Here is a 25,078-nt window from a genome sequence, read left to right as displayed (position 1 = left end):
AACCGCGTCTAATTGGGGACATTGTGCGGCGCCGCGAATGCGTAGATCGCCAGCGCGGTCGTTACAGCTGTCGTGCCCGCGAGGTAGGCGCGGGACTTCATACCGTTCATCGACATCGGTGTTCCTCCTCTCGTGGGGTAGAGGTTGAGGACTGGCGCGGCTACGCCGATGGCTGGACGGAGCCGTTCGGCTGGGTGGCGTTGTCAGAAAGGCCCTGCGTGCTGGGGCGGTAACAGGCGACGACCAGCAGCACTAGGCCAGGAATCAGAAGTACGTCGCCGACACTGAGGACCTTCATCAGCACAGGGATGGGGATGAGGTCGGAGAGCGGGATCCAGAGACGTGAGACGTCGTCCAGGCGGATGTATCCGGGCGCGTCGGTCGCCAGCTCAGTGCTGGAGTAGCCGGCGGCGCGTGCGCCCGAAACGCTGTACGGCATCGCACCGAGGACGGCGATCGGCAGCGAATTGGATGCAGTTCCGAGCGGGATGAGCGACAGCGCCCACCGGCCCGAGCGACGAGACCAGAGCGAGCGATTCAGCCAGCAGAAGGCGATCGCGATGACCACAACCAGGACCGCATAGACCCGACGCTCAACGCTCTCTTTGACCTGATCTGGCCATAACCCCTCGACGTGCATGAACTGCAGCGCTGCGACGAGAGCGATCAGCCACTTCCCGCGCAGGCTCGTCAGAGAGGTCGCGACGTTCGGGCGGGCGACGATGATGAGGCCGATGACCGCGGGAAGCACCATCAGCGTGAGCATTCCTGGGCCCGGCATGCGAAGGAGCGTAGTGGCGCCGTATCGCGTCCGTAAGGGGAACGAGGCAACTCGTTCCGGGCCGTACGGCGTGCTGAGCCGGCTCGATGGAAGTCCGAAAGAAAATACTGAAGACCGTGTATCAAGCGGTTCGCCGCGTACTCCTTGGGGCTGTCCGGACCGAGATTCGGGGGAATTCGGTTCGGACGCTGGCGCCGCCGCCTTGGGGGAGGCAGGCGGTTTCGGGGCCGCAGCGCGGGTTGGGCACTAGGGGGATGCCCAACCTGCGCCAGGCGGCCGGAAACGCGGACGTGGGCCGGGCGGGGCGGTGAGGGGACATGACTGCCCCGCCCGGCAACCTTCAATTCTTCCGCTCCGACACCGCCAGGGCAATGGTCGGCGAGCGCAGAACTGATATGTGTTCTAGGCGGAACGGTCCAGGCGGCCGAGGCGCTTGCCGAGGGCCGGGGTGACCCGGTCGACCCAGGTCGCGGTGATGTGGGAGTCGTCGTAGTAGGTGACGACGTCGCCGACGACGAGCGGGCAGCGCTCGGTGCAGACCAGGTCGACGATGTCGACGTACGCGGCCTCGGTGCCCTCGAGCGCCTCCTGGGTCACCTCGTTGGAGTCGACCTCGGTGCCGTCGGCCTTCACGACGCAGTCCTCGAGGAGGTTGCGGGCGTCGGAGAGACACTCGCCGGGGTCGTTGTCGACGGCCGGGACGTCGGCGAAGACGCGTACGTCGGGAGTGATCTTCTCGAAGGACCTGACGCCGTCGCGTACGCCCTCACGCCACTGCTCCTCGGTCGAGACGCCGTCGCGTTCCTCCATGTCGAGCATGCCGCGGGCGCCGACGACGATCGTGTCGGGGTTGAGCTCGGCGATCTGCTCGTTGGTCCATGTGCGGAAGTCCTCGCACTCCTCGACGGTCATCTTCGAGGACTTCTGCTTGACCCCGTACGCAGCGCAACCGAGCTTCACGAACGGGATCAGCTTCACGTGCTGACGCTCGGCGAGGGTGTCGAGCGCGGGGAGCCACATCCCGATGTGGGAGTCGCCGACGACGGCCACGGTGCGCTCGGCCTTGCCGTCGCCGTAGACGCAGTCGCCGTCGAGCTCGGTCTCGCCGTAGCCGGCGTAGCAGTAGCCGCCGCGCTCGGCCCACGAGTCGCTGGCGTCGAACTTGGCCTCGGGCGGCAGCGGCGCACCCTCCTCCGCGGCCTCGATCGTCGTCTTCAGCACGCCGGTCACCGGCTTGTCGTCGGTCTCGAGAACGTCGGGGTTCTCCTTGAACCACTCCTCCGCGTTGGCCTTGGCGACGTCGACCTGATAGCCGGCGTACGCCTGGGAGCTCGTGCCGGCGACCAGGGCGAGGGCAGCGGCGGCGGGCCAGAGGGCGAGCGCGCGCCGGCCCTTGGTGAGGTGAGGGATCCGGTGACGCTGGAAGGGCATCTCGATCCAGTGGTAGCTCGCCGCGGAGGCGGCCAGGATGAGCGCCAGCATGATGAGCAGCTGTCGTACGCCGCCGCCGGGGATCTCCTCGGGGGCGAGGATCAGGATCGGCCAGTGCCACAGGTAGAGGCTGAAGGAGATGTCGCCCAGGTAGCGCAGCGGCTGCTGGGAGAGCAGCCAGCCGGTCGGGGTGGCGGGGCCGGCGACCAGGAGCGCGGCCGTCGCGAGCACCGGGACCAGGGCGTGCCAGCCCGGGAAGTGGGTCGCCTCGCTGAAGCTGGCGGTGGCGTAGACGAGGGTGCCGACACCGGCGATGCCGAGCGCTGTCGAGGCGATACGCCCGGTCCGGGTCGCGCTGGTCGCGACCTGCAGACGACCCGCGACGCAGGCCAGCAGGGCGCCGGCGGCGAGCTCGAACGCCCGTGCCGGCGTCGAGAAGTAGGCCGTGGTCGGGTCGGCAGCGGTCGCGTGCAGCGACCAGGCGAGGCTGACCACCGCGACGAGCGCCGCGAGCGCGGTGACCGCGCGGCGGCGGTGGTGCTTCGGGATCCAGAGCGCGACGGCGAGCACCAGCAGCGGCCAGACGACGTAGAACTGCTCCTCGACCGAGAGCGACCAGTAGTGCTGGAACGGCGAGGGCGCGGCGTTGTTGAAGTAGTCGACGGCCTCCCTGGCGAAGTGCACGTTGGCCAGGAAGACCGCCGCCCAGCCCGCGTCGCCGGCGATCTGGTCGGTGCGTGTCTGGGGCAGGACGATGGCGCTGTAGGTGAGTACGACCAGCATCGTCGCGGTCGCCGCCGGGAGGATCCGGCGGGCGCGGCGGGCGTAGAACTGGCTGATGCTGACCGTGCCGCTGCGGTCGGTCTCACGCAGCAGCAGAGTGGTGATCAGGAACCCGGAGAGGACGAAGAAGACGTCGACTCCGACGAACCCACCTTCGAAACCCGAGAGTCCCGCGTGTCCTGCGATCACCAGACCGACAGCGACGGCACGGAGACCTTGAACATCGGCGCGCCAGTTCGAGCTCATTTAAAAAAGCCTATGTCAATGGCCCTGATGGGTCATAGCCGACGGTCCCACTGGGTGGTCCTTCTCGCCGATTATCAGGGACCTCTCAGTGAGCTCTTGTCTCAGCGGCCGCGTGCGCCCGGCGACCAGCCGAGCATCGGTCCGAGCCTCGTCGCCATGTCGGTGAGGATCTGCACGTAGTCCTCGTGGGCGAAGGTGAACGGCAGCGCGAAGGCCACCTCGTCGACCGCCTGGAAGCCCGCGTGGTTGCCGAGCCGCTCGGCCAGCTGCTCGCTGCTTCCGACCAGGTCAGGGGCGAAAAAGGCGCGCTTGTGCGGACCCAGCTGCTGAGGCTCGCGAGTGCGGGGCAGCCGGGCGGCGGCGTACGCCTCGTACTTCTGCTTCTGCTCCGGCGTCGCCGAGTCGGTCGGGATGACGACGAGACCCTGGGAGACGCGGGCGGCCTCGCCGGCGGGATGCAGCGAACGGAAGAGGTCGATCTGCGCGCGCTGGATCTGGGCAAAATCTTCGCCCTCGGCGTCGATCACGCTCGAAGTGAGCAGGTTGAGGCCGTGCTCGGCGGCCCAGGTGACGCTGCGGGTGGAGCCGCCGCCGTACCAGACCCGCTCGCGCAGGCCCGGCGACTGCGGCTGGATGCTCCGGGAGAACGTCTCGATCCCGCGGGTGCCCTCGAACGTCGAGACCGGCTTGCCCTCGAGGTTGTGGAGGAGCCGCTCGACGCGGGTGTAGGTGAAGTCCTCGACGTCGTGGGTGTCGGGGTAGAGGTGGTCCTTGAGCGCGTCGTAGTTCATCGGCGGTCCGACGCTGACGCCGGGGTTGATGCGGCCGCCGCTGCCGCGGTCGGAGAGTACGTCGACCGTGCCGAGGTCCTCGGCGAGACGGAACGGGTTCTCCAGCCCGAGCGGCGTGACCGCGGTGCCGAGCTCGATCCGCGAGGTGCGCTGGGTGGCCGCGGCCATCACCGCGATCGGTGACGAGATCCCGTATTGCAGGTGGCGGTGGCGCAGCCAGGCCGAGTCGAAGCCGAGCTCCTCGCCCAGCTCGATGATCTGCAGGGTCTCCTCGTGACCGGCGGCCGGTGCGGCGGGGTCGAAGAGCCCGATCGTGAGGAAGCCGAGCCTGCGGAGCGGTCGCGTCATGTCTGCCGTGGGCCTCAGAGCCGCTCGCGGAGCCAGGCGAAGTCGCTGGTGTGCTCCGCGGCGCCGCCCGGGGTCTCGCAGATGACCGGGGCGCCGGCGTCGCGGACCACGCCCGCGAGCAGGTCGGGGTCGATGCGCCCGGCGCCGAAGTTGGCGTGGCGGTCGGCTCCGGAGTCGAACTCGTCGCGGGAGTCGTTGCAGTGGACCAGGTCGATGCGGCCGGTGATCTTGCGGACGTCCTCGACCACCGTCTCGAGCGGGTTGCCGCCGGCGTGGGCGTGGCAGGTGTCGAGGCAGAAGCCCACGTTCTCCGCGCCCTCGGCGGTGGAGATCGCCTCCCAGACGCCGGCGATCCGGTCGAGGTAGCGCGCCATCGCGTTGTCGCCGCCGGCCGTGTTCTCGATCAGGAGCGGGACCTTGATGTCGGTGGCCTCGATCGCCTTGCGCCAGTTGTCGAAGCCCTTCGCCGGGTCGTCGTCCTTGTTGACGTGACCGCCGTGGACGATCAGGCCCTTGGCGCCGACCTCGGCCGCGGTGTCCATGTGCTGCTGGAGGAGCTTGCGGCTCGGGATCCGGATCCGGTTGTTCGTCGTGGCGACGTTGATGATGTAGGGCGCGTGGACGTAGAGATCGACACCGGCCTCCTCCGCGCGGGCCTTGAGCTCTGCGGCACCCTCGGCGTACGTCACGACCGGGCCCTTGTAGGACTGCGGGTCGCCGAGGAAGAACTGCACCAGGCTCGCCCCGCGCGCGGTCGCCTCGGCGACGGGGTCGGTCTGGTCTACGTGGGCACCGATCGCAACAGCCATGGCTCCAGTCTAGGGCCCGGCACCGACATCGCGGGGTTGACTTCATACCTTACGGGGGTATGGTAGGCGCCATGGACGAGCACACCGGGCCCGAAGGCCACGCGGATCACGGATACCTCCACAACAAGAACAAAGAGGCGTATCTCAAGCGCCTCAAGCGCATCGAAGGTCAGGTGCGCGGGCTCCAGCGGATGGTCGAGGACGAGGCCTACTGCATCGACATCCTCACCCAGGTCTCCGCCTCCACCAAGGCGCTCCAGGCGGTCGCTCTCGGGCTGCTCGACGAGCACCTCGGTCACTGCGTCGCCGGCGCGGTCCAGAACGGTGGCGCCGAGGCCGACGAGAAGCTCGCCGAGGCCTCTGCTGCCATCGCACGCCTCGTCCGGTCCTGATTGTCAACAATCCAACAACCCTAGGAAGAGTCTCATGAGCACCCAGAACTTCACCGTCGTCGGCATGACCTGTGGCCACTGCGTCGCCTCCGTCACCGAGGAGGTCACCGAGATCGCCGGTGTGAGCAACGTCGACGTCGACCTGGCCTCCGGCAACGTCACCGTCACCGCCGCCGAGCCGATCTCTGACGACGCCATCCGCGCGGCCGTCGAAGAGGCCGGCTACTCGCTGGCCTGATCACGATGAGCCCCACCGCCGCCACCCCCACGGAGCAACAGCTCGAGATCGAGGGCATGACCTGCGCGAGCTGCGTGCGCCGTGTCACCAAGGCCATCAGCCGTGTCGAGGGTGTCGAGGACGCCAACGTCAACCTCGCCACCGAGACCGCCCTGGTGCACTTCGATCCCACCCGCACCGACCTTGCCGAGATCAGCGCCGCCATCGAGAAGGCGGGCTATCAGGCGGTCCTGCGATCGTCGACTGTCGACAATCCGCAGGAGCCTCATGTAGCTGAGGATGATCGGGACGTACGCCGCGAGACAGAGCTCGTCCAGCTCAAGCGGCGGTGGATCACGGCCCTGGCGGTGGGGCTGGGCCTGATGGCCCTGATGTACGTCCCGCTCCCCGTCGACGCCATGGAGCCGGTCATGTCGATCGTGCTCGTGGTCGCTGCGATCACCCAGTGGTGGGCGGGCCGGGAGATCTACCTCGCGGCGGCGCGTGGCCTGCGCCACGGCTCCGTCGACATGAACACCCTGGTCACGCTCGGCACCGGCATCGCCTTCGCCTACAGCGCCTTCGTGACCCTGTGGATGGGGCAGGCCGAGGCGTGGGGCCTGCCGCTCCACCTCTACTTCGAGACCGCCCTGGTCATCGTCGCGCTGGTGCTGATGGGCCGCTGGCTGGAGGCCCGGGCCAAGTCGCGTACGGCCGATGCGGTCAAGGCCCTCGTCGGTCTGATGCCGGAGACGGCCACGGTCGTCCGCAACGGCCGTGACGTCACCGTCCCGGTCGCGAACCTGAAGGTCGGCGACCGGATCCGGGTGCGCGCCGGCGAGAAGATCCCGGTCGACGGCCGCATCGTCGCCGGGGCGTCGTACGTCGACGAGTCCATGCTCACCGGCGAGAGCGACCCCGTGCGGAAGGCCGAGGGCGACATCGTCATCGGCGCGACCATCAACCAGACCGGCTCGTTCGAGATCGAGGCGACCGCGGTCGGCTCCGAGACCACGCTGGCGCAGATCATCGCGATGGTCGAGTCCGCGCAGGGCTCCGGCACCAAGCTGCAGCGCCTGGCCGACCGGGTCTCCGAGGTCTTCGTGCCCGCCGTCCTGGTCGTGGCTGCACTGACCTTCGTGGGCTGGCTCGTCCTCGGACCCGACGCCGAGCGACTCACCAGCGCCGTCACCGCGGCCATCGCGGTCCTCATCATCGCCTGCCCCTGTGCCCTCGGCCTGGCCACCCCGGCCGCCGTCATGGTCGGCGCCGGGCGCGCCGCCGAGCTCGGTGTGCTGGTCGGGTCGGGCGAGACCCTCGAGCGTGCCCGCTCCGTGACCGCCATCGTCTTCGACAAGACCGGCACCATCACCCACGGCAAGCCCGAGGTCTCCGACATCACCGTGGCCGCCGACTGGACCCCGGATGCGCTCGTCCGCATCGCCGCGGCCGCCGAGACCGGCAGCGACCACCCGCTGGCCACGGCGCTCCGAGCCCGCGCGGAAGCGTCCGGAGACGCCGCCGACGCGCAGGTCTCGGCGTTCGAGGCCCACCCCGGACGCGGGATCAGCGCCGTCGTCGACGGGCGCCGGGTCCTCGTCGGCAACTCGGCGATGCTGGCCGAGGAGGGCATCGACGCCGCCGACAACGGCTCGGTCCTGGTCGCGGTCGACGGGACGTACGCCGGGTCGATCCGTGTCGAGGACCAGGTCCGCGACGAGGCCCGGGAGACGGTCCGCCTGCTCGAGGAGTCGGGCGTCGAGGTGCACATCCTCAGCGGCGACGCGGCCTCGACGGTGGCGAAGGTGGCCGACGAGGTCGGCGTACGCCACGCCGCCGGCGGCCTCCTGCCCGAGGAGAAGCTCGCCCGGATCCACCAGCTCCAGGCCGACGGCAAGGTCGTCGCGATGGTCGGCGACGGAATCAACGACGCCCCGGCGCTGGCCCAGGCCGACGTCGGGATCGCGATCGGCACCGGGACCGACGTCGCGCTCGCCGCCTCCGACATCACCCTGGTCGGCGGTGACCTCCGCGGCGTGGTGACCGCGCTGGCGCTCTCCCGCCGCACCGTCGCGACGATCAAGCAGGGCTTGTTCTGGGCCTTCGCCTACAACGTGCTCCTCATCCCCGTCGCCGCCCTCGCCCTGCTCGACCCGGTCCTCGCCGGCGCCGCGATGGCGATGAGCTCGGTCAGCGTGGTCACCAACGCGCTGCGCCTGCGCGGCTTCCGCCGACCCGAGACCCCCGAGGCGTACGCCGGTCGCGGCCTCCTCACCAAGGCCCGCGACGGTGGATATCTGCTTGTCACGGCCGTGATCGCGCTCTCGATCGGGGCCGCGCTGACCTACCTGTCGCGCACCGAGCCCGCGCAGCGGGGCATGAACGGCATCCTGGAGTGGGCGCAGGGGATGAGCCCGATGCGGCCGTCGATGACCGAGATGCACGAGGTCGACATCGCCCCGGTAGCCTCCGACGAGTCGGGCATCGACGTGGCGATCACCCGGCGCGCGGGCGGGCTCCGGTTCCTGGTGACGGACGCCGCGACCGGCGAGCCGGTGACCGACCTCGGCCGCACCCACCAGGCCTGGATGCACGTGATCGTGACCAGCGAGGATCTGTCCTGGTTCCGTCACCTGCACGCCGAGCCGACCGGCCGGCCGGGCGAGCTCGAGACCGACGTGACCTTCCCCGCCGGTGGCACCTACCGTGTCGACACCGAGTTCCGCCGTCGGGCCGACATGGCCGATGTCCTCGACCGCCAGCAGCTCACGATCGACGGTACGCAGCCTCCGGCCGTCCCGCTCGAGGCGAGCCCGCGATCGTCGACTGTCGACAATCTCACCGTCACCCTCGAAGGCTCACTGGTCGCGGATCAGCAGAGCGACCTGCACTTCCGCTTCGAGGACGGCGACGGCAGGATTGTCGACGATCTACAGCCCTACCTCGGCGCCGCCGGCCACGTCGTGGTCATGAGCGCGGACGGCGAGACGTTCGTGCACGGTCACGCCGAAGGTGCCGAGCTGGCGGTGCCCGGGGCGACTTTCGGGCCTGAGCTCGGGCTGCACCTGGACGTACCGGAAGCCGGGCTCTACCGCCTGTGGGCCCAGTTCCGGCTCGGGGACGGCGAGGTGATCACGGTGCCGTTCACGGTCGAGGCCGTGGATTCGGCCGCGGGTTCCGCTGGTTGATACGCTGACGCGTCCCTCTCCACAGACGGAGATGGGACATCGCATCAGCCCTCCTGCCATGGAGAGACCATGGCCGCCGAGTCCGTAGGAGGTGGAGAACGCTATGCGCGCCTATGAAGTAATGGTGATCCTCGAGCCCAGCCTCGATGAGCGCACCGTCGCCCCGACCCTTGACAAGTTCCTGAAGGTCGTCACCAACGATGGTGGCACCGTCGAGAACGTTGACGTCTGGGGACGTCGTCGCCTGGCCTACGAGGTCAACAAGAACGCCGAGGGCATCTACGCCGTCGTCAACCTGACCGCTGAGCCCAAGACCGTTCTGGAGCTCGACCGCCAGCTTGGCCTCAACGAGCAGATCCTGCGTACGAAGGTCATCCGCCCGTCCAAGTGACGCGGATGTCACCGTCGGAAATGTCGGTGCTGGGCCCTATGTTTGGGCTCTAGGTACAACTCCTGACCGACACCGACACCCAGATCAGACTCAAGGGAGATCTCATGGCAGGCGACACCGTCATCACCGTGATCGGCAACCTCACCGACGACCCGGAGCTTCGCTTCACGCCGTCGGGTGCAGCCGTTGCCAACTTCACGATCGCTTCGACGCCCAGCAGCTTCAACCGGCAGACCAACGCGTGGGAGGACGGGGAGACCCTCTTCCTGCGCTGCTCGATCTGGCGTCAGGCCGCTGAGAACGTCGCCGAGTCCCTGCAGCGCGGCATGCGTGTCGTCGCTCAGGGCCGCCTGAAGTCGAGGTCCTACGAGACGCGTGAGGGCGAGAAGCGCACTGTCTTCGAGCTCGAGTGCGACGAGATCGGTCCTTCGCTCCGCTACGCGACCGCCAAGGTCACCAAGGCCAGCCGTCAGTCCGGCGGCCAGGGTGGCGGCGGCGGTTACAACCAGGGCGGTGGCTACAACCAGGGCGGCGGCTACGGCGGCCCCCAGGGTGGTGGCCAGCAGGCCCCGGCCGGCAACGACCCGTGGGCCTCGCCGGCTCCGCAGCAGCCCGCCAACGCGGGCGGCGGCGCGCCGGCCAACGACCCGTGGGCGACCCCGGGCGTGGGCAACGACGAGCCTCCCTTCTGATCAACAGATCCACATTCCGAATCCCTCAACCATTCCGGCGCATGCCGGGCTTCTAGAAAGGAAGCACCACAATGGCCAAGGCAGTGATTCGCAAGCCTAAGAAGAAGGTTTGCCAGTTCTGCAAGGAGAAGGCGACCGGTGTCGACTACAAGGACGCCACCCTCCTCCGTAAGTTCATCTCCGACCGCGGCAAGATCCGCGCCCGCCGCGTGACCGGCAACTGCGTCCAGCACCAGCGCGACGTGGCCATCGCCGTCAAGAACGCGCGCGAGGTCGCTCTGCTGCCCTACACCTCCACCGGTCGCTGAGGAGGATCGACATGGCTACCAAGATCATCCTTCAGCAGGAGGTCACCGGGCTCGGTTCCGCCGGTGACGTCGTCGAGGTCAAGGACGGCTACGCCCGCAACTACCTGATCCCGCGTGGCGACGCCATCCGCTGGACCCGCGGCGCCGAGTCGCAGGTCGAGTCGATCAAGGCTGCGCGTTCGGCTCGCTCCGTGCGCGACGAGGCTCACGCCGCCGAGATCAAGGGCAAGCTCGAGGCCAACACGGTCAACGTGAAGGTCCGCGCCGGCAAGGACGGCCGCCTCTACGGCGCCATCACCGCCGCCGACATCGCCGCCGCGGTCACCGAGACCACCGGTGAGTCGATCGACAAGCGCACCATCGCGCTGGGCAACCCGATCAAGTCGCTCGGTGCCCACGAGGTCTCCGTCAAGCTCCACGACGAGGTGTCCGCCAAGCTGGCCCTCAACGTGGTCCCCGCTTGATCTAGGGATTCACACGGGCCCGCCTCCTTCGGGAGGCGGGCCTGTTCGTTTTCACCGAGAACCGGCGGGTGTCAGAATCTGTTGGCGATCTCGGTCAGCTTGGCGACGTACGCCGGCCAGTCGTACTCCGAGGGGATGTTGTCACCGGGCTTGCGCCAGCCGACCGCTCCGTCGACCTCCTCGCGGAGGATGTCGGCCTGGCCACAGTGGCCGGCGAGATCGGCGAAGAGGTGCACCAGCATCTGGTGGAGGGTGACCTCCTCGCCGCCCCAGTGCGGCACGTGGCCGACGGCGTCGATCGGCAGCGCGTCGATCGTCTCGTTCCCGTGAGCGATGACCCGGCGGTAGCGATCGATGATCCCTGCGACCGTCTCGTCCTCGGTGGCGTACCAGTCCGCCTGCGGGTCGACCTCGAAGTCCTCGTCCGCGATCAGCTCCTCGGGGTGCGGATACGGGCGACCGAACGTCGACCCCAGGTAGACGGCCTCGACCCCGGTGACGTGCTTGATGATGCCGAGGAGGTTGGTCCCGGTCGGCGTACGCGGCAACCGCGCCTCTCGCTCCGGCAGGTCCTCGACCTTGGAGATCAGTGCCTCGCGGCGTGCATCGAGGTAGCTCTTGAGGGTGCTCTTCGGATCAGCGGCCATGTGCTGACCTTCGCGCCAAGCGGGATCCGGCGCAACCGAGTATGTGGGACCGGTTGTCTCGAAACCTCATCGAAACATCGGGCGGATCTATAACCTGTTCTCTTGCGGATCGCCGGGGATCCGCTGGCGGCCATTCGGGAGGTCCCCCATGTTGACCGATGACAACCGCGCGGTGCTGGGAAAGCTCGAGGGGGTCAAGCCGCACTCCAGGTGGATTCTCGGCGAGACGCTCGAGGTCATGCTGCACAACGGCGTCGACCGGCCCGCCGATGTCGCGGTGCGGATGCAGCTGCCGCCGTCCACGGCCGCCTACCGCGTACGTCTCCTCCGCGAGCTCCTCGGGCCGGACCTGCACGACCCGGCTCTCAGGCTGGCGATGATGCGGGCGTTGCGGTCGGCGCTGCCGCGCTGGCGGGCGGAGGCGGCGTACGCGAAGCGGCGCCGGACGAAAGGTAACCGGGACACATGTTGTTGATATGAACGAAATAGTGCGGGTCCCTGGTCCGGACCAGCCCGTCCGTGCCGAGCCGCTCCTAGCGTGATCGTCGGCCGAGACCACTCGGCCGACCCCACCACCAGAGGAGCGTGTCATGTCGAACATGTCCAAGCTGGCCAGATTCACCGTCGTACCGGTCGCAGCCGTCGCCGCGATCGGCCTCGCCTCACCAGCAGCCTTCGCCGCCTCGAGCTACAACCTCAGCGCCGGGTCCGCAGCCGCCGGATCGAGCGTCGCCTTCGGAGCGCAGGGGAGCGGCATCACCTTCACCGACGTCACCGCCGGCGCCACGGTCACCTGCAGCGGCAGCTCGATCTCGGGCACCGCGACCCCGGGCGCTGCCATCAGCGGCACCGGGATCGCCGCGCTCGACGGTTCCAGCGTCTCCTTCACCGACTGCACCGGCCCTGCGGGGATCGACTTCACGGTCACCGGATCGGGCACGTGGTCGCTCGACGCCACCGGTGACACCGACGCGAACGGCTCCACCGCCGGCAACATCAGCGGGATCTCGGCCAGGGTCAGCGGCTCGGGCTGCTCGTTCGACGCGACCGGCTCGGTGGCCGGTTCCTACACGAACGGCGCCTCCTCGGGCACGCTCACCCTCCCCGGCAGCGAGCCCACCCTGACGCTGTCCAACGTGTCCGGCTTCCTGTGCGGTGTCGCCGGCATCTCCAACGGCGACCAGGTCTCCTTCGCGGCGACCTACACCGTCAACGCGACCGACGCGGCCAACAACCCGATCCAGGTCACGAGCAACCCCTGATGTCAGCACTGGCTGGTCACCGGCGGCTCAGACGCCGGTGACCAGCCAGTGGTCGCTGCGCGCGCGGAGCGTCAGCACCACGAAGCGGGCGCCCATGAAGCCGATCGCGAAGGTGATCCACACCCACACCAGCCCACCGCCCAGGATGACGGCCAGGGCGACCAGCGGGACGTACGCGACCAGGGTCCAGATGCCGCCCCAGGCCAGGTAGCGCCCGTCGCCGGCGCCGATCAGCACCCCGTCGAGCACGAAGACCACGCCGGCCAGCGGCTGCGCGATCGCCGCCACGATGACCACCGGCACCAACAGCTCCCGCACCGCCCGGTCCTCGGTGAAGAGTGCGCCGAGGAAGGGCGAGAGAGCAGCCAGCAGTACGCCGACAGCAACCCCGATCACGACGCCCCACCACACCATCCGGGCCGTGATGGCCCGGGTCTCCTGGGTGTCTCCGGCTCCCAGCGACCTACCGGTCAGCGCCTGGGCGGCGATCGCGATCGCGTCGAGCACGAACGCCAGGAACGTCCACAGGGTGAAGGCGATCTGGTGGGTCGCCAGCCCGACGGCCTGGTCGCCGACGGTGAGATGGGTGACGGCGTACGTCGTGACCAGGAGCGCCACCCGCAGCGTCAGCGTGCGCACGACGAGGGCCACACCGGCCCGCGCGGCGGCTCGGATCCCGGGCGCGTCCGGTCGCAGCGGCACCGACTCGGCGCGGGCGGCGCGCACCACGACGTAGGTCAGCATGCCGGCCGCGAGCACCTGGGCGATCACCGATCCGATCGCCGAACCCGCGATCCCGAGCCCGGCGCCGTAGACGAGGCCGAGGTTGAGCACGATGTTGAGCACGTTGGCGATGATCGCCGCGACCAACGGTGTCCTGGTGTCCTGGAGCCCGCGGAGGACGCCGGTCGCGGCGAGCATCATCAGCAGCGGCGTCACCCCGAGGACGGCGATCCGGAGGTAGGTCGTGGCCGGACCGACCACGTCGTCGCCCGCGCCGATCGCCCGGCTGAGGGGCTCGGCCAGCACCATCACCGGGACGGTCACGACGACCCCGATGAGCACCGCGAGCCAGATCCCGTCGATCCCCTGCCGGAGCGCACCGGCGGTGTCGCCGGCGCCGATCCGGCGGGCGACCGATGCTGTCGTGCCGTACGCGAGGAAGACGCAGAGACCGACGATCGTCTGGAGCACGACCCCCGCGACACCGAGGCCGGCGAGCTCGCGGGTGCCGAGGTGGCCCACGATCGCGGAGTCCGCCAGCAGGAAGAGCGGCTCGGCGACAAGCGCCAGGAAGGCGGGGATCGCAAGCCGCCAGATCTCCTTGTCGAGGCCTCGGCGGTCGGTCTTCGAGTAGCTCTTCGCATCCGCCGGGGTCGTCACGGTCTCAAGGTTAAACACCGCCGGCGCGAAGCGTTGTTCAGGGCAGGTGGAAAACCTGTGGAAAACGTCGTTGCGGCGCTATGTCGACAAAACGCCTGAGGTGGAACGACGATCCTGGGGGTAAATCCGGATGCGTTGCGTACTTTCTTCCGTCCACAGGACGTGAACTACGAAGTCGCAGGTCAGAGTGGGTTTACTGATTACGTTGCACTAGTTATGCACAGCCAGTTCCCCAGGCTGTTCACATTGACCAGGGTGTCGTCCACCGCTATCCCCTGGTTATCCCCAGGGCCTGTGGATAACCCTCTGTCGCCGATGTGGTCTGCGACGTAGGGTCGCGGAGACTTGAGGTGTCGTCGAGGGTCGGCCCAGGACTGCGCGAGCAGAACTGTCGGTGCTCACCCGTAGCGTGGGAACCGGACCGACCGAGATCACGCCGCGACGATCCGCAGACATGGAGGGGCAAGGGAATGAGCGTCACTGAGACCGGCTCGATGGACGGTCCGGGCGACTTCCCGGAGCCGCCCTTCGAGGAGTGGGGCGACGGCCCCGCGGCGTACGAACCGGGCAACGCTCCGCGCGCGGTCAACGACCGCACCCCACCGCAGGACATGGCCGCCGAGCAGGCCGTCCTCGGTTCGATGCTGATCTCCAAGGACGCCATCGCCGACGTCTCCGAGACGCTGCGCGGCACCGACTTCTACCGGCCGACCCACGAGTCGATCTACGACTCGATCCTCGATCTCTACAGCCGCGGCGAGCCGGCCGACATGGTCACCGTCGCCGACGACCTGCGCCGCAAGGGCGAGCTCGAGCGCATCGGCGGTGCGCCCTACCTGCACACGCTCGCCTCCAACGTCCCGATCGCCGCCAACGCGGCCTATTACGGCGAGATCGTCCGCGACAAGTCCGTCCTGCGGCGTCTGGTCGAGGCCGGCACCAAGATCGTGCAGATCGGCTACGCCGGCGAGGGCGAGGTCGACAACATCGTCGACGAGGCCCAGGCCGAGGTCTTCAAGCTCACCGACAAGCGCTCCGGTGAGGACTACTCGCCGCTCGCCGACATCATGGACGGCGTCCTCGACGAGATCGAGGCGATCTCCAACCGCGAGGCCGGCCTCTACGGCGTCCCGACCGGCTTCGCCGACTTCGACGAGCTGACCAACGGCTTCCATTCGGGCCAGATGATCATCGTCGCGGCCCGACCCGCGATGGGTAAGTCGACCCTGGCCCTCGACTTCTGCCGGGCGGCCTCGATCCACAACAACCTGACCAGCGTCTTCTTCAGCCTGGAGATGAGCCGCTCCGAGATCACCATGCGCCTCCTCTCCGCGGAGGCGAAGGTGCCGCTCAACCACATCCGCAACGGCAACATGTCCGACGACGACTGGAACAAGCTGGCCCGCAAGATGGGCGAGGTCTCCAGCGCGCCGATGTTCATCGACGACAGCCCCAACATGACGATGATGGAGATCCGCAGCAAGGCCCGGAGGCTCAAGCAGCGCCACGACCTCCGGCTCATCGTGATCGACTACCTCCAGCTGATGAGCTCCGGCAAGAAGGTCGAGTCCCGTCAGCTCGAGGTCTCCGAGTTCTCCCGTCAGATCAAGCTGCTGGCCAAGGAGCTCGAGGTCCCGATCATCGCGCTCTCCCAGCTCAACCGTGGTTCCGAGCAGCGCGCCGACAAGCGCCCGGCCGTCTCCGACCTCCGTGAGTCCGGATCGCTCGAGCAGGACGCCGACATGGTCGTCCTCCTCCACCGCGACGACGTCTACGAGAAGGAGTCGACCCGCCCCGGCGAGGCGGACGTGATCATCGCCAAGCACCGTAACGGCCCCACCCGCGACCTCGTCGTCGCCTTCCAGGGCCACTACAGCCGCTTCGTCGACATGGCCCACTGACCGGACTTTGTGTAACTGATCATCGGCTCACGGTGTTCAGTTCAGACCTAGGTGCTTGTCGCCGAAGGCCAAGCCGGAACTGATGGCTTCTGCGGGCCGCTGAAGGCGACGCGGCCTCGATCTCGTCACATCTGCGGACGCGGATACGTCCTTGTTGATGAGACACGAGAGCCGTGCTCATCCCAAAGGAGCCCTTCATGTATCTGGTCACCGGAGCCACCGGCCTTATCGGACGCCCGCTGGTGCGGGCGCTGCTCGCGGAGGGAGCTCGGGTCCGCGCCGTGACGCGAGACGTCAGCAACGCCGACATTCCCAGCGGGGTCGAGCCTGTACATCCGAATGACGTGGCGGCCGCGCTGAGCGGCGTCGACGGGGTGTTCGTCCACCCCCGTGCCACCCTCGGTAGCATCGACGGGCTGCTCGACGCTGCCGTTGAAGAGGGCGTCCCGAAGGTGGTCGTCATGTCGGCGATCAACGTGGACGACGAGCCCGGCCATCAGCCGTCCCGATTCAACGGCGACCGCAACACCGAGGCGGAACGTGCCGTCGTCTCGTCTGGGCTGCCGTGGGTCGCCGTGCGTCCAGGCTCGTTCGCGGCGAACACTCTGGGCATGTGGCGCGGCCAGCTGGCGTTCGGTGACACCATCCGGGGCCCGTACGGGGCCTTTGCCGAGGCCGTGATCCACGAACGTGACGTCGCCGAAGTCATCGCCGACGCCCTCCTCGACGATGCGCTGCTCGGCCGGGTGCTCGCCGTCACCGGCCCCGAGGCGTTGACCCTGGAGGAAATGGTCGCGGTCCTCGGTGCCGCGATCGGCAGGCCCCTGACCTTCGAGGAGGTGCCGCCCGAGATGGCCGCCGAGGGCATGATCCGCGGTGGTCTCGACGAGCGCTTCGTCGCTGCCCTCCTGTCTCGCTACGAGCGCGAGACCGGCCGCCAACCGGCGGTCACCACCGAGGTGGAGGCCCTTCTCGGCCGGCCTGCCCGCACCTTCGCCGACTGGGCCGCCGACCACGCGAAGGACTGGTCATGACCGCCCTGTTGCGCCGCGCCTCGCTCCTGTTCACAGGTCTGTTCGCCGGCTTCCTGGTGGCAGTCCTGGTCCTGGAGCTCTCTCTGCGCGACGCCACTGCAACCGTCTACACCGAGGTCCGCCTGGTCGAACTCGAGAACCTCGACAAGCTGGCCATAGCCACCCTCCTGCCAGCGGTCGTCATCACCGCAGCGCTCCTTCTTCGCACCTTCCGTGGCGGTGGCCCCAGATGGTCGGCGGCCATCGGCCTGACCCTTCTCGTGGCGATCCTCATCCTCACGGTATCGGTCAACCTCCCGATCAACGCCGACCAGCTCGACTGGCACCCGCAGTCACCGCCTGCCGACTGGAAGACTGTTCGCGACACCTGGCAACTGGCCCACGCCACCCGCACTCTCGCCGCCGTCCTTGCCTTCGTCGTTCTGCTCGTCCCCGGTGACCACGACGCGTCCAACCGAGACGTACGGTCCACCCGGCTCGCGGGCCAGGGCTGAGTCATGCAGCACGAGACCTGTCCAGATGACAGGACCGATGCGATGCACTGGTTCGCCCAGCGATTCGAGGAGCATCGGCCCCGCTTGAGGGCGGTCGCCTACCGCATGCTCGGCTCATTGACCGAGGCCGACGACGCTCTCCAGGAAGCGTGGATCCGTACGACCAAGTCGGACGGTGCAGCAATCAAGGACATGAGCGGCTGGCTCGTCACCCTGGTCGGGCGGGTGTGCATCGACATGCTCCGGGCCCGCAAGGCACGACCCGAGGCCCCCGTCGACGCGCTGCCCGAGCCCGTCGTGTCGACCGGCGGGTCGGACGATCCCGAACAGGCCAGCCTGCTGGCGGACTCCATGGGGCTTGCGCTCCTCATCATCCTGGACACCCTGGACCCAGCAGAGCGGTTGGCCTTCGTCCTGCACGACATGTTCGGGGTCCCGTTCGACGAGATAGCCCCGATCGTGGATCGCACACCGGTCGCGGCACGTCAACTGGCGAGCCGGGCCCGCCGACGCGTCCAGGGCACGAGCTCCGTGCCAGACGCAGATCTCCCCACGCAACGTCGGCTGGTCGACGCGTTCCTCGCCGCAGCTCGCGCCGGCGACTTCGAGAGCCTGCTGGAGGTGCTCGATCCGGACGTCGTGTTCCGCGTCGATGCCGGAGCACGCGCCGGGATCGCTCCCGCACTCCTCGTGGGAAGAGACGATGTCGCCCGCCACACCGCGGTTCAAGGTCCCCGCTTCGCGACGCTGTGTCGGCCCGCTCTGGTCAACGGATCCGCCGGCCTCATCGCCCAGCGCGCAGGCGATGTCATGGCTGTCGTGGGGATGACCGTGCAGGGACAGCGAATCACCGAGATCGACCTGATCCTTGATCCGGCCAAGCTCACTGGCCTCACGATCGCCGGCTGATCAAGACGGGATGACTCGGCAAAGGCCGGCCACGCCGAGCTCGTTCCCACCACCGGGGCCGAGCTTTCGAACTACGCTTCAGAGGGCGCGGCGCCAGACAGCCGCTGAGCCTCTGACACCGAAGGAAGGGTAGGTGGCTTGAGATGGTGCACGTGACGCGCGGCTTCACGGGCAGGCACCCTGCAACGGACGACCGACTGCCCCCTGGGCAATACCTGACCGAGGACTTCCCGGTGCTGTCCGCCGGCCCGACACCCGCCATCCGACGAGACGAGTGGACGTTCAGCGTCAGGGACAGAGACCAGGCCCTGCGATCCTGGACATGGGACGAGTTCACGGCCCTGCCCGCGGAGGACATCACGGTCGACATCCACTGCGTAACTCGCTGGAGCCGACTGGACACCACCTGGAGAGGTGTCGCCATCGACGATCTCCTGGCAGACGTCGACACCGCGGCCGAGTACGTGCTCGCTCGCTCCTACGGCGGCTACACCACGAACCTTCCGCTCGAGGACCTGCTCGACGGCAAGGCCTGGATCGCTTACGAGCACGACGGGGACGACCTTCCGGCCGAGCACGGCGGGCCAGCTCGACTTCTGGTCCCGCACCTGTACCTCTGGAAGTCCGCCAAGTGGATCAAGAGCCTCGATCTCGTCGATGACGACGACCCGGGCTTCTGGGAGTCGCTCGGCTATCACGACTACGGCGACCCATGGCGCGAGCAGCGATACCAGGGCGACTAGGAGCGCGGCGCTGGCAGAGCGCCACCGTGACCGGAAGCCGCGCGGAGACGGCCACGGCCCACACCCTGTCCCTGCGGGTCGACGAATGGAACGGTCACCTGCCCGGACAGCACGTCGATGTGCGGCTGACCGCCCCGGACGGCTACCAGGCCGTACGCAGCTACTCACTCGCAGCGCCGGCCGATGACGGCGTCATCGAGATCACCGTGCAGCGCCTGCCCGGAGGCGAGGTCTCTGAGTTCCTCACCGATATCGCCATGATCGGCGACGAGCTCGAGGTCCGAGGCCCTCTCGGCAACTGGTTCGTGTGGGATCAGGACGACCCTTCGCCTGTTCTGCTCGTCGCGGGCGGATCGGGCGTCGTTCCCCTCATGTCCATGATCCGTGCTCGCGATGAAGCCGACATCCGGACACCATTTCACCTCATCCACTCCGTACGAACCCCGCAGGATCGCATCTACGGAGACGAGCTCACCCGGCTCGCAGCCCAGGCCGGAGGGCCTTCGGTGACGTGGCTGTACACACGCACCGCACCCCCGACCGAGACGCGTCCGCCAGGTCGACTCCGTCAGAACGATCTCGACGACGGAAGCAGCTGGACGTCGGGGGCAACGCCGACCTGTTTCGTCTGCGGCCCCACCGGTTTCGTCGAAGACGCGGCGAACCACCTGCTCGCAGCCGGGCACCATGCCGACCGGATCCGTACCGAACGTTTCGGCGGCCGGTGAGCGACGAGACCACTGCACCACGAGTCATGGAAAGGAAACCCTGTCATGAGCGAACACCGTGACGGCAACGCGCTAGCAGGACCGCTCGCCGACATCTTCACCGCCGAAGCCACCACCGCCCAGGTGCGGTGCCGAGCCTGTGGGCTGTCGACGACGCTGGCCCAACTCGTCGTCTACGGGCCCGAGCCGGGCCTCGTGGGCCGCTGCCCAGGGTGCACCGAATACGTCATCCGCGTGGCGACGACGCCCTCAGGCACCTGGCTCGACCTCGGCGGAGCCACCTCGTTCCACTTCACATCGACGGTCGACGTCCCGATCCGCTGAGAGCGTGCGGGGCGAGGGCGGCCGCGAGATCGCGGTGCCCGACGAGCTCGAAACCCGCGATGGGGATCACGGCCGCGACCGCGATCACCGCCAGGCCCACGGCGATGGAGACGCCCGCTGCGACCAGGACGACGGCCAGGACGGTCACTGCCGAGGTGCCGATGATCAGGCCGACGTGACGACGGTTGCGGCTTCTGACCAGGGTGCTCCACTGGGCGTAGAGCATCCAGACGAAGATCACCAGGGGGATCGCGACCGTCAGGATGGTGGGTACGGCCCCGATCTCGGAGTCGTGCTCGAGGCGGAGTGCGGCGACGTGCAGGCCGGCACCGACGGCCACGATCGCGCCCACGATGACGTGGTGCCCGTAGGACCAGAAGAACACCCGCTCCCGGTGGACTCGGAGGACGAGTGCTGAGGGGACGGTGAAGTACATCCACCACATCGCGAGCGCGAGCCCGATCCCCGCGGTCGCGGTCACGGCCGCATCGATGCTCCAACCGGCGGGACCGTGCACTGTCGCCGACACCGCGGCGATCGTGCCGAGGACGACCTCGCCGAGGGCGACGATGACGAGCAGCCCGTAGCGCTCCGCGACGTGGTCGGCGTTCCAGGGAGTCCCGCCCTTCCCGCGCTGCGCGATCACCGGCCCGACCGTCTCGATCGCGAGCAGCGCCACCCCGACGACTGCCGCAGCGGGCAGCGGAAGGGCGGCCGCGACGAGGAACGTCCATCCGGCCTGGGCGAGGGCGATGGTCCAGAAGTACGTCATCAGTGCCGGCCGACGTACCGGATCGTTGCGGGCCGCCCGCAACCATTGGACGGCCATCGGCACGCGCATCACGACGTAGCCGCCGACCACGATGCCGTAGCCGCCGTCCTCGGCCCCGGCGAGCGAGGCGAACATCTCGGGCAGCCCGAGCGCGACGATGCCGACGCCGACCATCTGCACCATGGTGGTGAGCCGGCAGATCCAGTCGTCCTCGTCGTACGCCGATGCGAACCAGGTGTAGCTGCCCCAGGCCCACGAGATCAGAACGACGCCGAGGGTGAACCCGACGACCCCGACAGCTGGCCGGCCCGCCGCGACGTGGTGCGCCAGCTCGTCGGCCGCTTGTCCGAAGGCGACGATGAACACCAGGTCGTACAGCAGCTCCAGGGGGGTGGCCGATCGGTGCTCCTCGGTCGGTGAGCGACCCACCAGGCTGCGCCGACGGTGCGCGAGTGCGCTGGCCATCAGCTCGCGAGCCTCGGGTCGCAGAGCACGCGCGCGAGCCAGTCGCTTCGGGCGGCTCGTGCTGCCTGCGACACCTGGGCCTGGGGGAAGAGGGCATCGAAACCGTGGAAGCCGCCGGCCCAGACGTGGAGCTCGGCCTGCCCGCCCGCGGCCCAGATGCGGGAGGCGTACGCGACGTTCTCGTCGCGGAAGACCTCGGCACTGCCCGCGTCGACATAGGTGGTCGGCAGCCCGGCGAGATTCTCGGCAAGCGCCGGCGAGACGTAGCCGGGAACGTCGCCGTCGGCGAGGTCGCCGAGGACCGATTGCCAACCGAACTCGTTCGCCTCGCGGGACCAGACACCGGGACCCGTGAACTGGCGGCTGGACTCCGTCGTGTTGCGATGGTCGAGCATGGGGCAGATCAGGACCTGAGCCGCGATCGCCGGACCTCGCCGATCGCGCGCCAGAAGGGTGGCGCCGGCGGCGAGCCCGCCACCCGCGCTCGTACCGGCAACGATGATCCGAGCGGGATCGATGCCGAGCTCGTCCGCGTGCGAGGTCACCCAGCTGAGGCCGGCATAGCAGTCCTCCACGAGCGTCGCCCCCGATGCCTCGGGCGCGAGGCGGTAGTCGACCGACACCACGGTGGCGCCGAAGCTCTCGAGCCAGTCGAGCGGGATGTCGATCTGGGAGAAGCGGTCACCCATGACCATCCCGCCGCCGTGCACCCAGTAGATGCACGGGGCCGCCGTTCCGGGTTCGCCGCCTCTCGCCGGGGCGAGGATGGTGAGGGGGAGAGGCGCGCCGTCAAAGCTGGGGACAGTGACGTCGCGTCTGTTCAGATCGTGCCCGGCAAGCGCCACCTCGGCGTCGACGGTCGCGAACGGGCGGATCATGGGAAGGGTCTCCGCGCTCAGCGGAGGTGCGTCGGGCATGTCGGCGAGCAGGGCGCCGAGCTCCGGATCGAGGCTCGGCCGAGCGGTCGTCATGGTGGCTGCGTTGTCCATGGCGGTCACCGGGCGGTGGCGGACGGGGACAGGGCCGGGGGAAGGATCGCCTTGCCGCCCAGCGGGACGAAGTCGGCGTACGTCGAGTCGGCGACGAGCTCTGCGAAGCGGGCGATGTAGCCCTGCGACTCAGGGTCGTCGAAGACGGCGTGGTGCACCTCTTCGCTCACCCAGCCTTCTACGAGGTGGACCACCTCGGGCTGGGTGGCCGACCGGCTGACCAGGAACACGAGGCAGCCCTCGTGCGCGGAGGGTCCGACGGTGGGACCGGAGAGCAGGAGCTCGACGAGCTCGTCCGCCTTCCCCTCCTTGGCGGTCATGGTGGCCTGGAATCCGTACTCGATGTTCATCGCTGTCGCCTTTCAGGTGGTGTGCTCCGCACCGATCGGTGCGGGGCTTTCGACCCGTTCAGCGAACCAGCCCGGGCTTCCGCGGCGTGAGACCAGACATCGCCGATGATTGCCTGATCCTGCTCGAAGAAGCAGAACCAGGCGACGACAGCCAGGTCGGCAACGTACCTTCGTCAGGTGACCGACACCCCGCTCGAAGAGCTGCGCCGACGCATCGAGAAGCACGCACGGCCCGACCAGACGACCCCGATCGAGGGGATGCTGCTCGCCCGCGCCGATGCGGTGGAGGCACCGTCGACCAACGGTTCCGGCACGGTCTTCGCGCTGATCACCCAGGGTCGCAAGCGGATCTCGGTGGGCGATCGCGTCCTCGAGTACGGTCCCGGGCAGTACCTCGTCGCCTCCGTCGACGTGCCGATCACCGGTCACTACAGCGAGGCCTCTCCGACCCGGCCCGCGCTCGGATTCGGGCTGGTGCTGCGGCCTGCCGCGATCGCGTCACTGCTGCTGGAGGCGCCACCGGGGGTGGTGGCCGTACGGAACAGTGCTGCCCCTCCTGCGATCGGTGTCGCCGACGCCGAGCCCGAGCTGATCGACGCCGTCGTGCGGATGGTTCGCCTCATCGACCGGCCGCAGGACCGGGCGGTGCTCGCGCCGATGGCGGAGCGGGAGATCCTCTGGCGACTGCTCACCGGCCCGCTCGGAGCGAACCTCGCGCAGATCGGGGTCGCCGACAGCTGCACCACCCAGATCAGCCGCGCGGTGCGGTGGATCACCGAGAACTACGCCGAACCGTTCCGCGTCGACGAGCTCGCCGGCAGCTGCGGGCTCAGCGTCTCCGCCTTCCACCGCAAGTTCCAGGGCATCACGGCGCTCAGCCCGATCCAGTTCCAGAAGCAGATCCGGCTCCACCAGGCACGACTGCTCCTGGTCTCGGGAGCCGACGACGTCGCGACGGTCGCCCACCGCGTCGGCTACGACAGCGCCACCCAGTTCAACCGCGAGTACCGCCGGCGCTACGGCGAGGCCCCCGGCCGCGACACCAGCCGGCTGAGGAGTCTCTCCGCGGGCTGACCAGGCATCCGATGCCGTGACCGGGTCAGGAGTCCCGAAGGTCGGCCGCGGCCCGGGCGCGCTCGATGTCGGGTACGTGGGTCTCGGCCCACTCCCGAAGTGCGCTCAGCGGCGGCAGGAGCGTGTGCCCCAGCGGGGTGAGGGCGTACTCGACGCGTGGTGGGTTGCCTCCGAACGCGGTGCGGCTGATGAGTCCGTCGTACTCCATCGCCCGCAGCGTCTCGGAGAGCGCCTTGGGGGTGATGCCGCGGATGTACGCCTTGAGCTGCGTGAACCGCATCGGCCCGTCGGCCAGCGCGGTGATCACGAACACCGTCCAGCGGGCGCCGATGCGGTGCAGCACCGTGCGGCTCGGGCAGGTGGCTGCCATGACGTCGTACGCCTTGCCCATGCGTGTCTCCAGTAGCGTTGTAGATACCGGTAGCAAATCTATACCGTCCTAGCCATGACGCACCCACTTCACGACCAGCGCATCCTGATCATCGGCGGCGGCAGAGGGATCGGCGCCGACATCGCGCGCCGCGTGGAACAGGCCGGCGCAACCAGCATCGTCGCGACCCGCGCGGGCGACCACGACCTGAAGCTCGACGTGCTCGACGAGGAGACGATCGCCGCCGCCGCAGCCTCCCTCGGGCCGGTCGACCACATCGTCTCGACCGTGTCGGCGCACCACGATGTCCCCGTCAGCGACCTAGACCCCGACAAGGTCACCGCCGCATTCGGCACCAAGGTCGTCGCCCCGCTCCTGGTGGCCAAACACTTCGCCCACCTGGTGCGGCCCGGCGGGTCGATGCTCTTCTTCTCCGGTGTGGTGGGCTGGCAGCCGAAGCCCGGCACCGTGGTCAAGGGCGTCGCCAACGGCGCGCTGGACTTCCTTGTTCGCCACCTGGCTGTGGAGCTCGCCCCGCTGCGGGTCAACGCCATCGCACCAGGACTGGTCGACAGCGGCACCTGGGACCGCCTCGGTGAAGCGGGCAAGTCGGCCCTTCTCGCGAACGCCGCACAAGGCTCTCTCGTGGGACGGCACGGCACGGTCGGCGACATCTCCGACGCCGCGCTGTGGCTCCTCGGCGCCGGGTACGTCACGGGCGAGCTCATCCACGTCGACGGCGGCGCTCGTCATCGGTGAGTGCCTCGGCTGGAGTGCGAAGCCGTGGAGTGG

28 protein-coding genes are annotated in these 25,078 nt (G+C 68.8%); 18 read left to right on the top strand and 10 right to left on the bottom strand.

Going from position 1 to position 25,078, the window contains the following annotated elements:
• Positions 1-160: 160 nt before the first annotated feature.
• The 4 genes from ACWZJV_RS14200 to ACWZJV_RS14185 all read right to left on the bottom strand — a co-directional run bounded on the left by ACWZJV_RS14200 (position 161) and on the right by ACWZJV_RS14185 (position 5,189).
• Positions 161-781, bottom strand: coding sequence for a DUF5317 family protein (locus ACWZJV_RS14200; protein WP_457181913.1), 621 nt, complete (start codon positions 779-781; stop codon positions 161-163).
• Between the two features lie 402 nt (positions 782-1,183).
• Positions 1,184-3,241 (bottom strand): acyltransferase family protein, encoded by a 2,058-nt coding sequence (locus ACWZJV_RS14195; RefSeq protein ID WP_457181911.1) that lies wholly within the window; start codon positions 3,239-3,241, stop codon positions 1,184-1,186.
• 101 nt (positions 3,242-3,342) lie between these two features.
• A complete protein-coding gene (locus ACWZJV_RS14190; RefSeq protein WP_457181910.1) occupies positions 3,343-4,380 on the bottom strand; it encodes an LLM class flavin-dependent oxidoreductase in 1,038 nt (345 codons plus the stop codon).
• A 14-nt stretch (positions 4,381-4,394) separates the two neighbouring features.
• Positions 4,395-5,189, bottom strand: a complete 795-nt coding sequence (locus ACWZJV_RS14185; protein ID WP_457181909.1) for a deoxyribonuclease IV — start codon at positions 5,187-5,189, stop codon at positions 4,395-4,397.
• A 71-nt stretch (positions 5,190-5,260) separates the two neighbouring features.
• Here ACWZJV_RS14185 and ACWZJV_RS14180 point away from each other — a divergent pair, with 71 nt between their 5' ends.
• The 7 genes from ACWZJV_RS14180 to rplI all read left to right on the top strand — a co-directional run bounded on the left by ACWZJV_RS14180 (position 5,261) and on the right by rplI (position 10,841).
• Entirely contained in the window at positions 5,261-5,581 is a 321-nt protein-coding gene (locus ACWZJV_RS14180) for a metal-sensitive transcriptional regulator (RefSeq protein WP_008355454.1), read from the top strand.
• Between the two features lie 34 nt (positions 5,582-5,615).
• Entirely contained in the window at positions 5,616-5,819 is a 204-nt protein-coding gene (locus tag ACWZJV_RS14175) for a heavy-metal-associated domain-containing protein (protein WP_008355452.1), read from the top strand.
• 5 nt (positions 5,820-5,824) lie between these two features.
• A complete protein-coding gene (locus ACWZJV_RS14170; protein ID WP_457181908.1) occupies positions 5,825-8,986 on the top strand; it encodes a heavy metal translocating P-type ATPase in 3,162 nt (1,053 codons plus the stop codon).
• Positions 8,987-9,089: 103 nt separating this feature from the next.
• Positions 9,090-9,377 (top strand): 30S ribosomal protein S6, encoded by a 288-nt coding sequence (rpsF, locus tag ACWZJV_RS14165; RefSeq protein WP_008355448.1) that lies wholly within the window; start codon positions 9,090-9,092, stop codon positions 9,375-9,377.
• 104 nt (positions 9,378-9,481) lie between these two features.
• On the top strand, positions 9,482-10,069 hold the full coding sequence (locus tag ACWZJV_RS14160) for a single-stranded DNA-binding protein (protein WP_196876124.1): 588 nt from the start codon (positions 9,482-9,484) through the stop codon (positions 10,067-10,069).
• A gap of 71 nt (positions 10,070-10,140) precedes the next feature.
• Entirely contained in the window at positions 10,141-10,377 is a 237-nt protein-coding gene (gene rpsR, locus ACWZJV_RS14155; RefSeq protein ID WP_008355445.1) for a 30S ribosomal protein S18, read from the top strand.
• Positions 10,378-10,388: 11 nt separating this feature from the next.
• Positions 10,389-10,841: a 50S ribosomal protein L9 gene (rplI, locus tag ACWZJV_RS14150; RefSeq protein WP_008355442.1), complete on the top strand. Its 453-nt coding sequence runs from the start codon at positions 10,389-10,391 to the stop codon at positions 10,839-10,841.
• 71 nt (positions 10,842-10,912) lie between these two features.
• Here rplI and ACWZJV_RS14145 read toward each other — a convergent pair whose 3' ends face one another.
• Positions 10,913-11,488: a DinB family protein gene (locus ACWZJV_RS14145; RefSeq protein ID WP_196876126.1), complete on the bottom strand. Its 576-nt coding sequence runs from the start codon at positions 11,486-11,488 to the stop codon at positions 10,913-10,915.
• A 148-nt stretch (positions 11,489-11,636) separates the two neighbouring features.
• On the opposite strand from ACWZJV_RS14145, the gene ACWZJV_RS14140 reads away from it, so the two are divergent.
• Together ACWZJV_RS14140 and ACWZJV_RS14135 are read left to right on the top strand one after the other, a co-directional pair.
• Positions 11,637-11,963, top strand: a complete 327-nt coding sequence (locus tag ACWZJV_RS14140; RefSeq protein WP_457181906.1) for a helix-turn-helix domain-containing protein — start codon at positions 11,637-11,639, stop codon at positions 11,961-11,963.
• A 115-nt stretch (positions 11,964-12,078) separates the two neighbouring features.
• Complete coding sequence (locus tag ACWZJV_RS14135) at positions 12,079-12,750, top strand: hypothetical protein (RefSeq protein WP_457181904.1); 672 nt, start codon at positions 12,079-12,081, stop codon at positions 12,748-12,750.
• Positions 12,751-12,777: 27 nt separating this feature from the next.
• Here the strand turns inward: ACWZJV_RS14135 and ACWZJV_RS14130 are convergent, their stop codons facing one another.
• A complete protein-coding gene (locus tag ACWZJV_RS14130) occupies positions 12,778-14,133 on the bottom strand; it encodes an MATE family efflux transporter (RefSeq protein ID WP_457181903.1) in 1,356 nt (451 codons plus the stop codon).
• A gap of 470 nt (positions 14,134-14,603) precedes the next feature.
• Between ACWZJV_RS14130 and dnaB the strand changes: the two genes are divergently transcribed.
• The 7 genes from dnaB to ACWZJV_RS14095 all read left to right on the top strand — a co-directional run bounded on the left by dnaB (position 14,604) and on the right by ACWZJV_RS14095 (position 20,266).
• On the top strand, positions 14,604-16,034 hold the full coding sequence (gene dnaB, locus ACWZJV_RS14125; protein WP_008355432.1) for a replicative DNA helicase: 1,431 nt from the start codon (positions 14,604-14,606) through the stop codon (positions 16,032-16,034).
• A gap of 197 nt (positions 16,035-16,231) precedes the next feature.
• Entirely contained in the window at positions 16,232-17,068 is an 837-nt protein-coding gene (locus ACWZJV_RS14120; protein ID WP_457181900.1) for an NAD(P)H-binding protein, read from the top strand.
• Positions 17,065-17,562, top strand: a complete 498-nt coding sequence (locus ACWZJV_RS14115; RefSeq protein ID WP_457181899.1) for an anthrone oxygenase family protein — start codon at positions 17,065-17,067, stop codon at positions 17,560-17,562. The genes ACWZJV_RS14120 and ACWZJV_RS14115 overlap by 4 nt, the downstream gene beginning before the upstream one ends.
• 3 nt (positions 17,563-17,565) lie before the next feature.
• A complete protein-coding gene (locus ACWZJV_RS14110; RefSeq protein WP_457181897.1) occupies positions 17,566-18,471 on the top strand; it encodes a sigma-70 family RNA polymerase sigma factor in 906 nt (301 codons plus the stop codon).
• A 143-nt stretch (positions 18,472-18,614) separates the two neighbouring features.
• Positions 18,615-19,214, top strand: a complete 600-nt coding sequence (locus ACWZJV_RS14105) for a sulfite oxidase-like oxidoreductase (RefSeq protein WP_457181895.1) — start codon at positions 18,615-18,617, stop codon at positions 19,212-19,214.
• 26 nt (positions 19,215-19,240) lie between these two features.
• A complete protein-coding gene (locus ACWZJV_RS14100) occupies positions 19,241-19,942 on the top strand; it encodes a ferredoxin reductase (protein WP_457181893.1) in 702 nt (233 codons plus the stop codon).
• 45 nt (positions 19,943-19,987) lie between these two features.
• Complete coding sequence (locus ACWZJV_RS14095) at positions 19,988-20,266, top strand: DUF6510 family protein (RefSeq protein ID WP_328528146.1); 279 nt, start codon at positions 19,988-19,990, stop codon at positions 20,264-20,266.
• Here the strand turns inward: ACWZJV_RS14095 and ACWZJV_RS14090 are convergent.
• From ACWZJV_RS14090 to ACWZJV_RS14080, 3 genes are read right to left on the bottom strand one after another with little or no spacing between them, the layout of a single operon-like run.
• Positions 20,235-21,503 carry a low temperature requirement protein A gene (locus ACWZJV_RS14090; RefSeq protein WP_457181891.1) on the bottom strand — a complete coding sequence of 423 codons (1,269 nt, stop codon included), beginning with the start codon at positions 21,501-21,503 and terminating at the stop codon, positions 20,235-20,237. The two genes, ACWZJV_RS14095 and ACWZJV_RS14090, sit on opposite strands and share 32 nt — an antisense overlap.
• Complete coding sequence (locus ACWZJV_RS14085) at positions 21,503-22,492, bottom strand: alpha/beta hydrolase (RefSeq protein WP_457181889.1); 990 nt, start codon at positions 22,490-22,492, stop codon at positions 21,503-21,505. Before ACWZJV_RS14085 ends, ACWZJV_RS14090 begins: the two co-directional genes overlap by 1 nt.
• A 5-nt stretch (positions 22,493-22,497) precedes the next feature.
• The gene (locus ACWZJV_RS14080; RefSeq protein ID WP_457181888.1) at positions 22,498-22,842 is read right to left on the bottom strand and encodes a putative quinol monooxygenase; all 345 of its coding nucleotides are present in this window, start codon (positions 22,840-22,842) and stop codon (positions 22,498-22,500) included.
• Positions 22,843-23,019: 177 nt separating this feature from the next.
• Between ACWZJV_RS14080 and ACWZJV_RS14075 the strand changes: the two genes are divergently transcribed.
• Positions 23,020-23,916, top strand: coding sequence for an AraC family transcriptional regulator (locus ACWZJV_RS14075; protein WP_457181886.1), 897 nt, complete (start codon positions 23,020-23,022; stop codon positions 23,914-23,916).
• 25 nt (positions 23,917-23,941) lie between these two features.
• On the opposite strand, the gene ACWZJV_RS14070 is transcribed toward ACWZJV_RS14075, so the two are convergent.
• Complete coding sequence (locus ACWZJV_RS14070) at positions 23,942-24,307, bottom strand: winged helix-turn-helix transcriptional regulator (RefSeq protein ID WP_008355417.1); 366 nt, start codon at positions 24,305-24,307, stop codon at positions 23,942-23,944.
• Between the two features lie 54 nt (positions 24,308-24,361).
• Between ACWZJV_RS14070 and ACWZJV_RS14065 the strand changes: the two genes are divergently transcribed.
• Complete coding sequence (locus tag ACWZJV_RS14065) at positions 24,362-25,045, top strand: SDR family oxidoreductase (RefSeq protein WP_457181884.1); 684 nt, start codon at positions 24,362-24,364, stop codon at positions 25,043-25,045.
• Positions 25,046-25,078: the final 33 nt, after the last annotated feature.

Source organism: Nocardioides sp. WG-D5 (genome assembly GCF_054031175.1).
This window is presented reverse-complemented; position numbering and strand designations above follow the sequence as displayed.

What these genes read in the sequence shown, in the direction of transcription:
- ACWZJV_RS14200 (WP_457181913.1), bottom strand. Translation starts at nt 781, where the DNA reads ATGCCGGGCCCAGGAATGCTCACGCTGATGGTGCTTCCCGCGGTCATC.
- ACWZJV_RS14195 (WP_457181911.1), bottom strand. Translation starts at nt 3,241, where the DNA reads ATGAGCTCGAACTGGCGCGCCGATGTTCAAGGTCTCCGTGCCGTCGCT.
- ACWZJV_RS14190 (WP_457181910.1), bottom strand. Translation starts at nt 4,380, where the DNA reads ATGACGCGACCGCTCCGCAGGCTCGGCTTCCTCACGATCGGGCTCTTC.
- ACWZJV_RS14185 (WP_457181909.1), bottom strand. Translation starts at nt 5,189, where the DNA reads ATGGCTGTTGCGATCGGTGCCCACGTAGACCAGACCGACCCCGTCGCC.
- ACWZJV_RS14180 (WP_008355454.1), top strand. Translation starts at nt 5,261, where the DNA reads ATGGACGAGCACACCGGGCCCGAAGGCCACGCGGATCACGGATACCTC.
- ACWZJV_RS14175 (WP_008355452.1), top strand. Translation starts at nt 5,616, where the DNA reads ATGAGCACCCAGAACTTCACCGTCGTCGGCATGACCTGTGGCCACTGC.
- ACWZJV_RS14170 (WP_457181908.1), top strand. Translation starts at nt 5,825, where the DNA reads ATGAGCCCCACCGCCGCCACCCCCACGGAGCAACAGCTCGAGATCGAG.
- rpsF (WP_008355448.1), top strand. Translation starts at nt 9,090, where the DNA reads ATGCGCGCCTATGAAGTAATGGTGATCCTCGAGCCCAGCCTCGATGAG.
- ACWZJV_RS14160 (WP_196876124.1), top strand. Translation starts at nt 9,482, where the DNA reads ATGGCAGGCGACACCGTCATCACCGTGATCGGCAACCTCACCGACGAC.
- rpsR (WP_008355445.1), top strand. Translation starts at nt 10,141, where the DNA reads ATGGCCAAGGCAGTGATTCGCAAGCCTAAGAAGAAGGTTTGCCAGTTC.
- rplI (WP_008355442.1), top strand. Translation starts at nt 10,389, where the DNA reads ATGGCTACCAAGATCATCCTTCAGCAGGAGGTCACCGGGCTCGGTTCC.
- ACWZJV_RS14145 (WP_196876126.1), bottom strand. Translation starts at nt 11,488, where the DNA reads ATGGCCGCTGATCCGAAGAGCACCCTCAAGAGCTACCTCGATGCACGC.
- ACWZJV_RS14140 (WP_457181906.1), top strand. Translation starts at nt 11,637, where the DNA reads ATGTTGACCGATGACAACCGCGCGGTGCTGGGAAAGCTCGAGGGGGTC.
- ACWZJV_RS14135 (WP_457181904.1), top strand. Translation starts at nt 12,079, where the DNA reads ATGTCGAACATGTCCAAGCTGGCCAGATTCACCGTCGTACCGGTCGCA.
- dnaB (WP_008355432.1), top strand. Translation starts at nt 14,604, where the DNA reads ATGAGCGTCACTGAGACCGGCTCGATGGACGGTCCGGGCGACTTCCCG.
- ACWZJV_RS14120 (WP_457181900.1), top strand. Translation starts at nt 16,232, where the DNA reads ATGTATCTGGTCACCGGAGCCACCGGCCTTATCGGACGCCCGCTGGTG.
- ACWZJV_RS14115 (WP_457181899.1), top strand. Translation starts at nt 17,065, where the DNA reads ATGACCGCCCTGTTGCGCCGCGCCTCGCTCCTGTTCACAGGTCTGTTC.
- ACWZJV_RS14110 (WP_457181897.1), top strand. Translation starts at nt 17,566, where the DNA reads ATGCAGCACGAGACCTGTCCAGATGACAGGACCGATGCGATGCACTGG.
- ACWZJV_RS14105 (WP_457181895.1), top strand. Translation starts at nt 18,615, where the DNA reads ATGGTGCACGTGACGCGCGGCTTCACGGGCAGGCACCCTGCAACGGAC.
- ACWZJV_RS14095 (WP_328528146.1), top strand. Translation starts at nt 19,988, where the DNA reads ATGAGCGAACACCGTGACGGCAACGCGCTAGCAGGACCGCTCGCCGAC.
- ACWZJV_RS14090 (WP_457181891.1), bottom strand. Translation starts at nt 21,503, where the DNA reads ATGGCCAGCGCACTCGCGCACCGTCGGCGCAGCCTGGTGGGTCGCTCA.
- ACWZJV_RS14085 (WP_457181889.1), bottom strand. Translation starts at nt 22,492, where the DNA reads ATGGACAACGCAGCCACCATGACGACCGCTCGGCCGAGCCTCGATCCG.
- ACWZJV_RS14080 (WP_457181888.1), bottom strand. Translation starts at nt 22,842, where the DNA reads ATGAACATCGAGTACGGATTCCAGGCCACCATGACCGCCAAGGAGGGG.
- ACWZJV_RS14070 (WP_008355417.1), bottom strand. Translation starts at nt 24,307, where the DNA reads ATGGGCAAGGCGTACGACGTCATGGCAGCCACCTGCCCGAGCCGCACG.
- ACWZJV_RS14065 (WP_457181884.1), top strand. Translation starts at nt 24,362, where the DNA reads ATGACGCACCCACTTCACGACCAGCGCATCCTGATCATCGGCGGCGGC.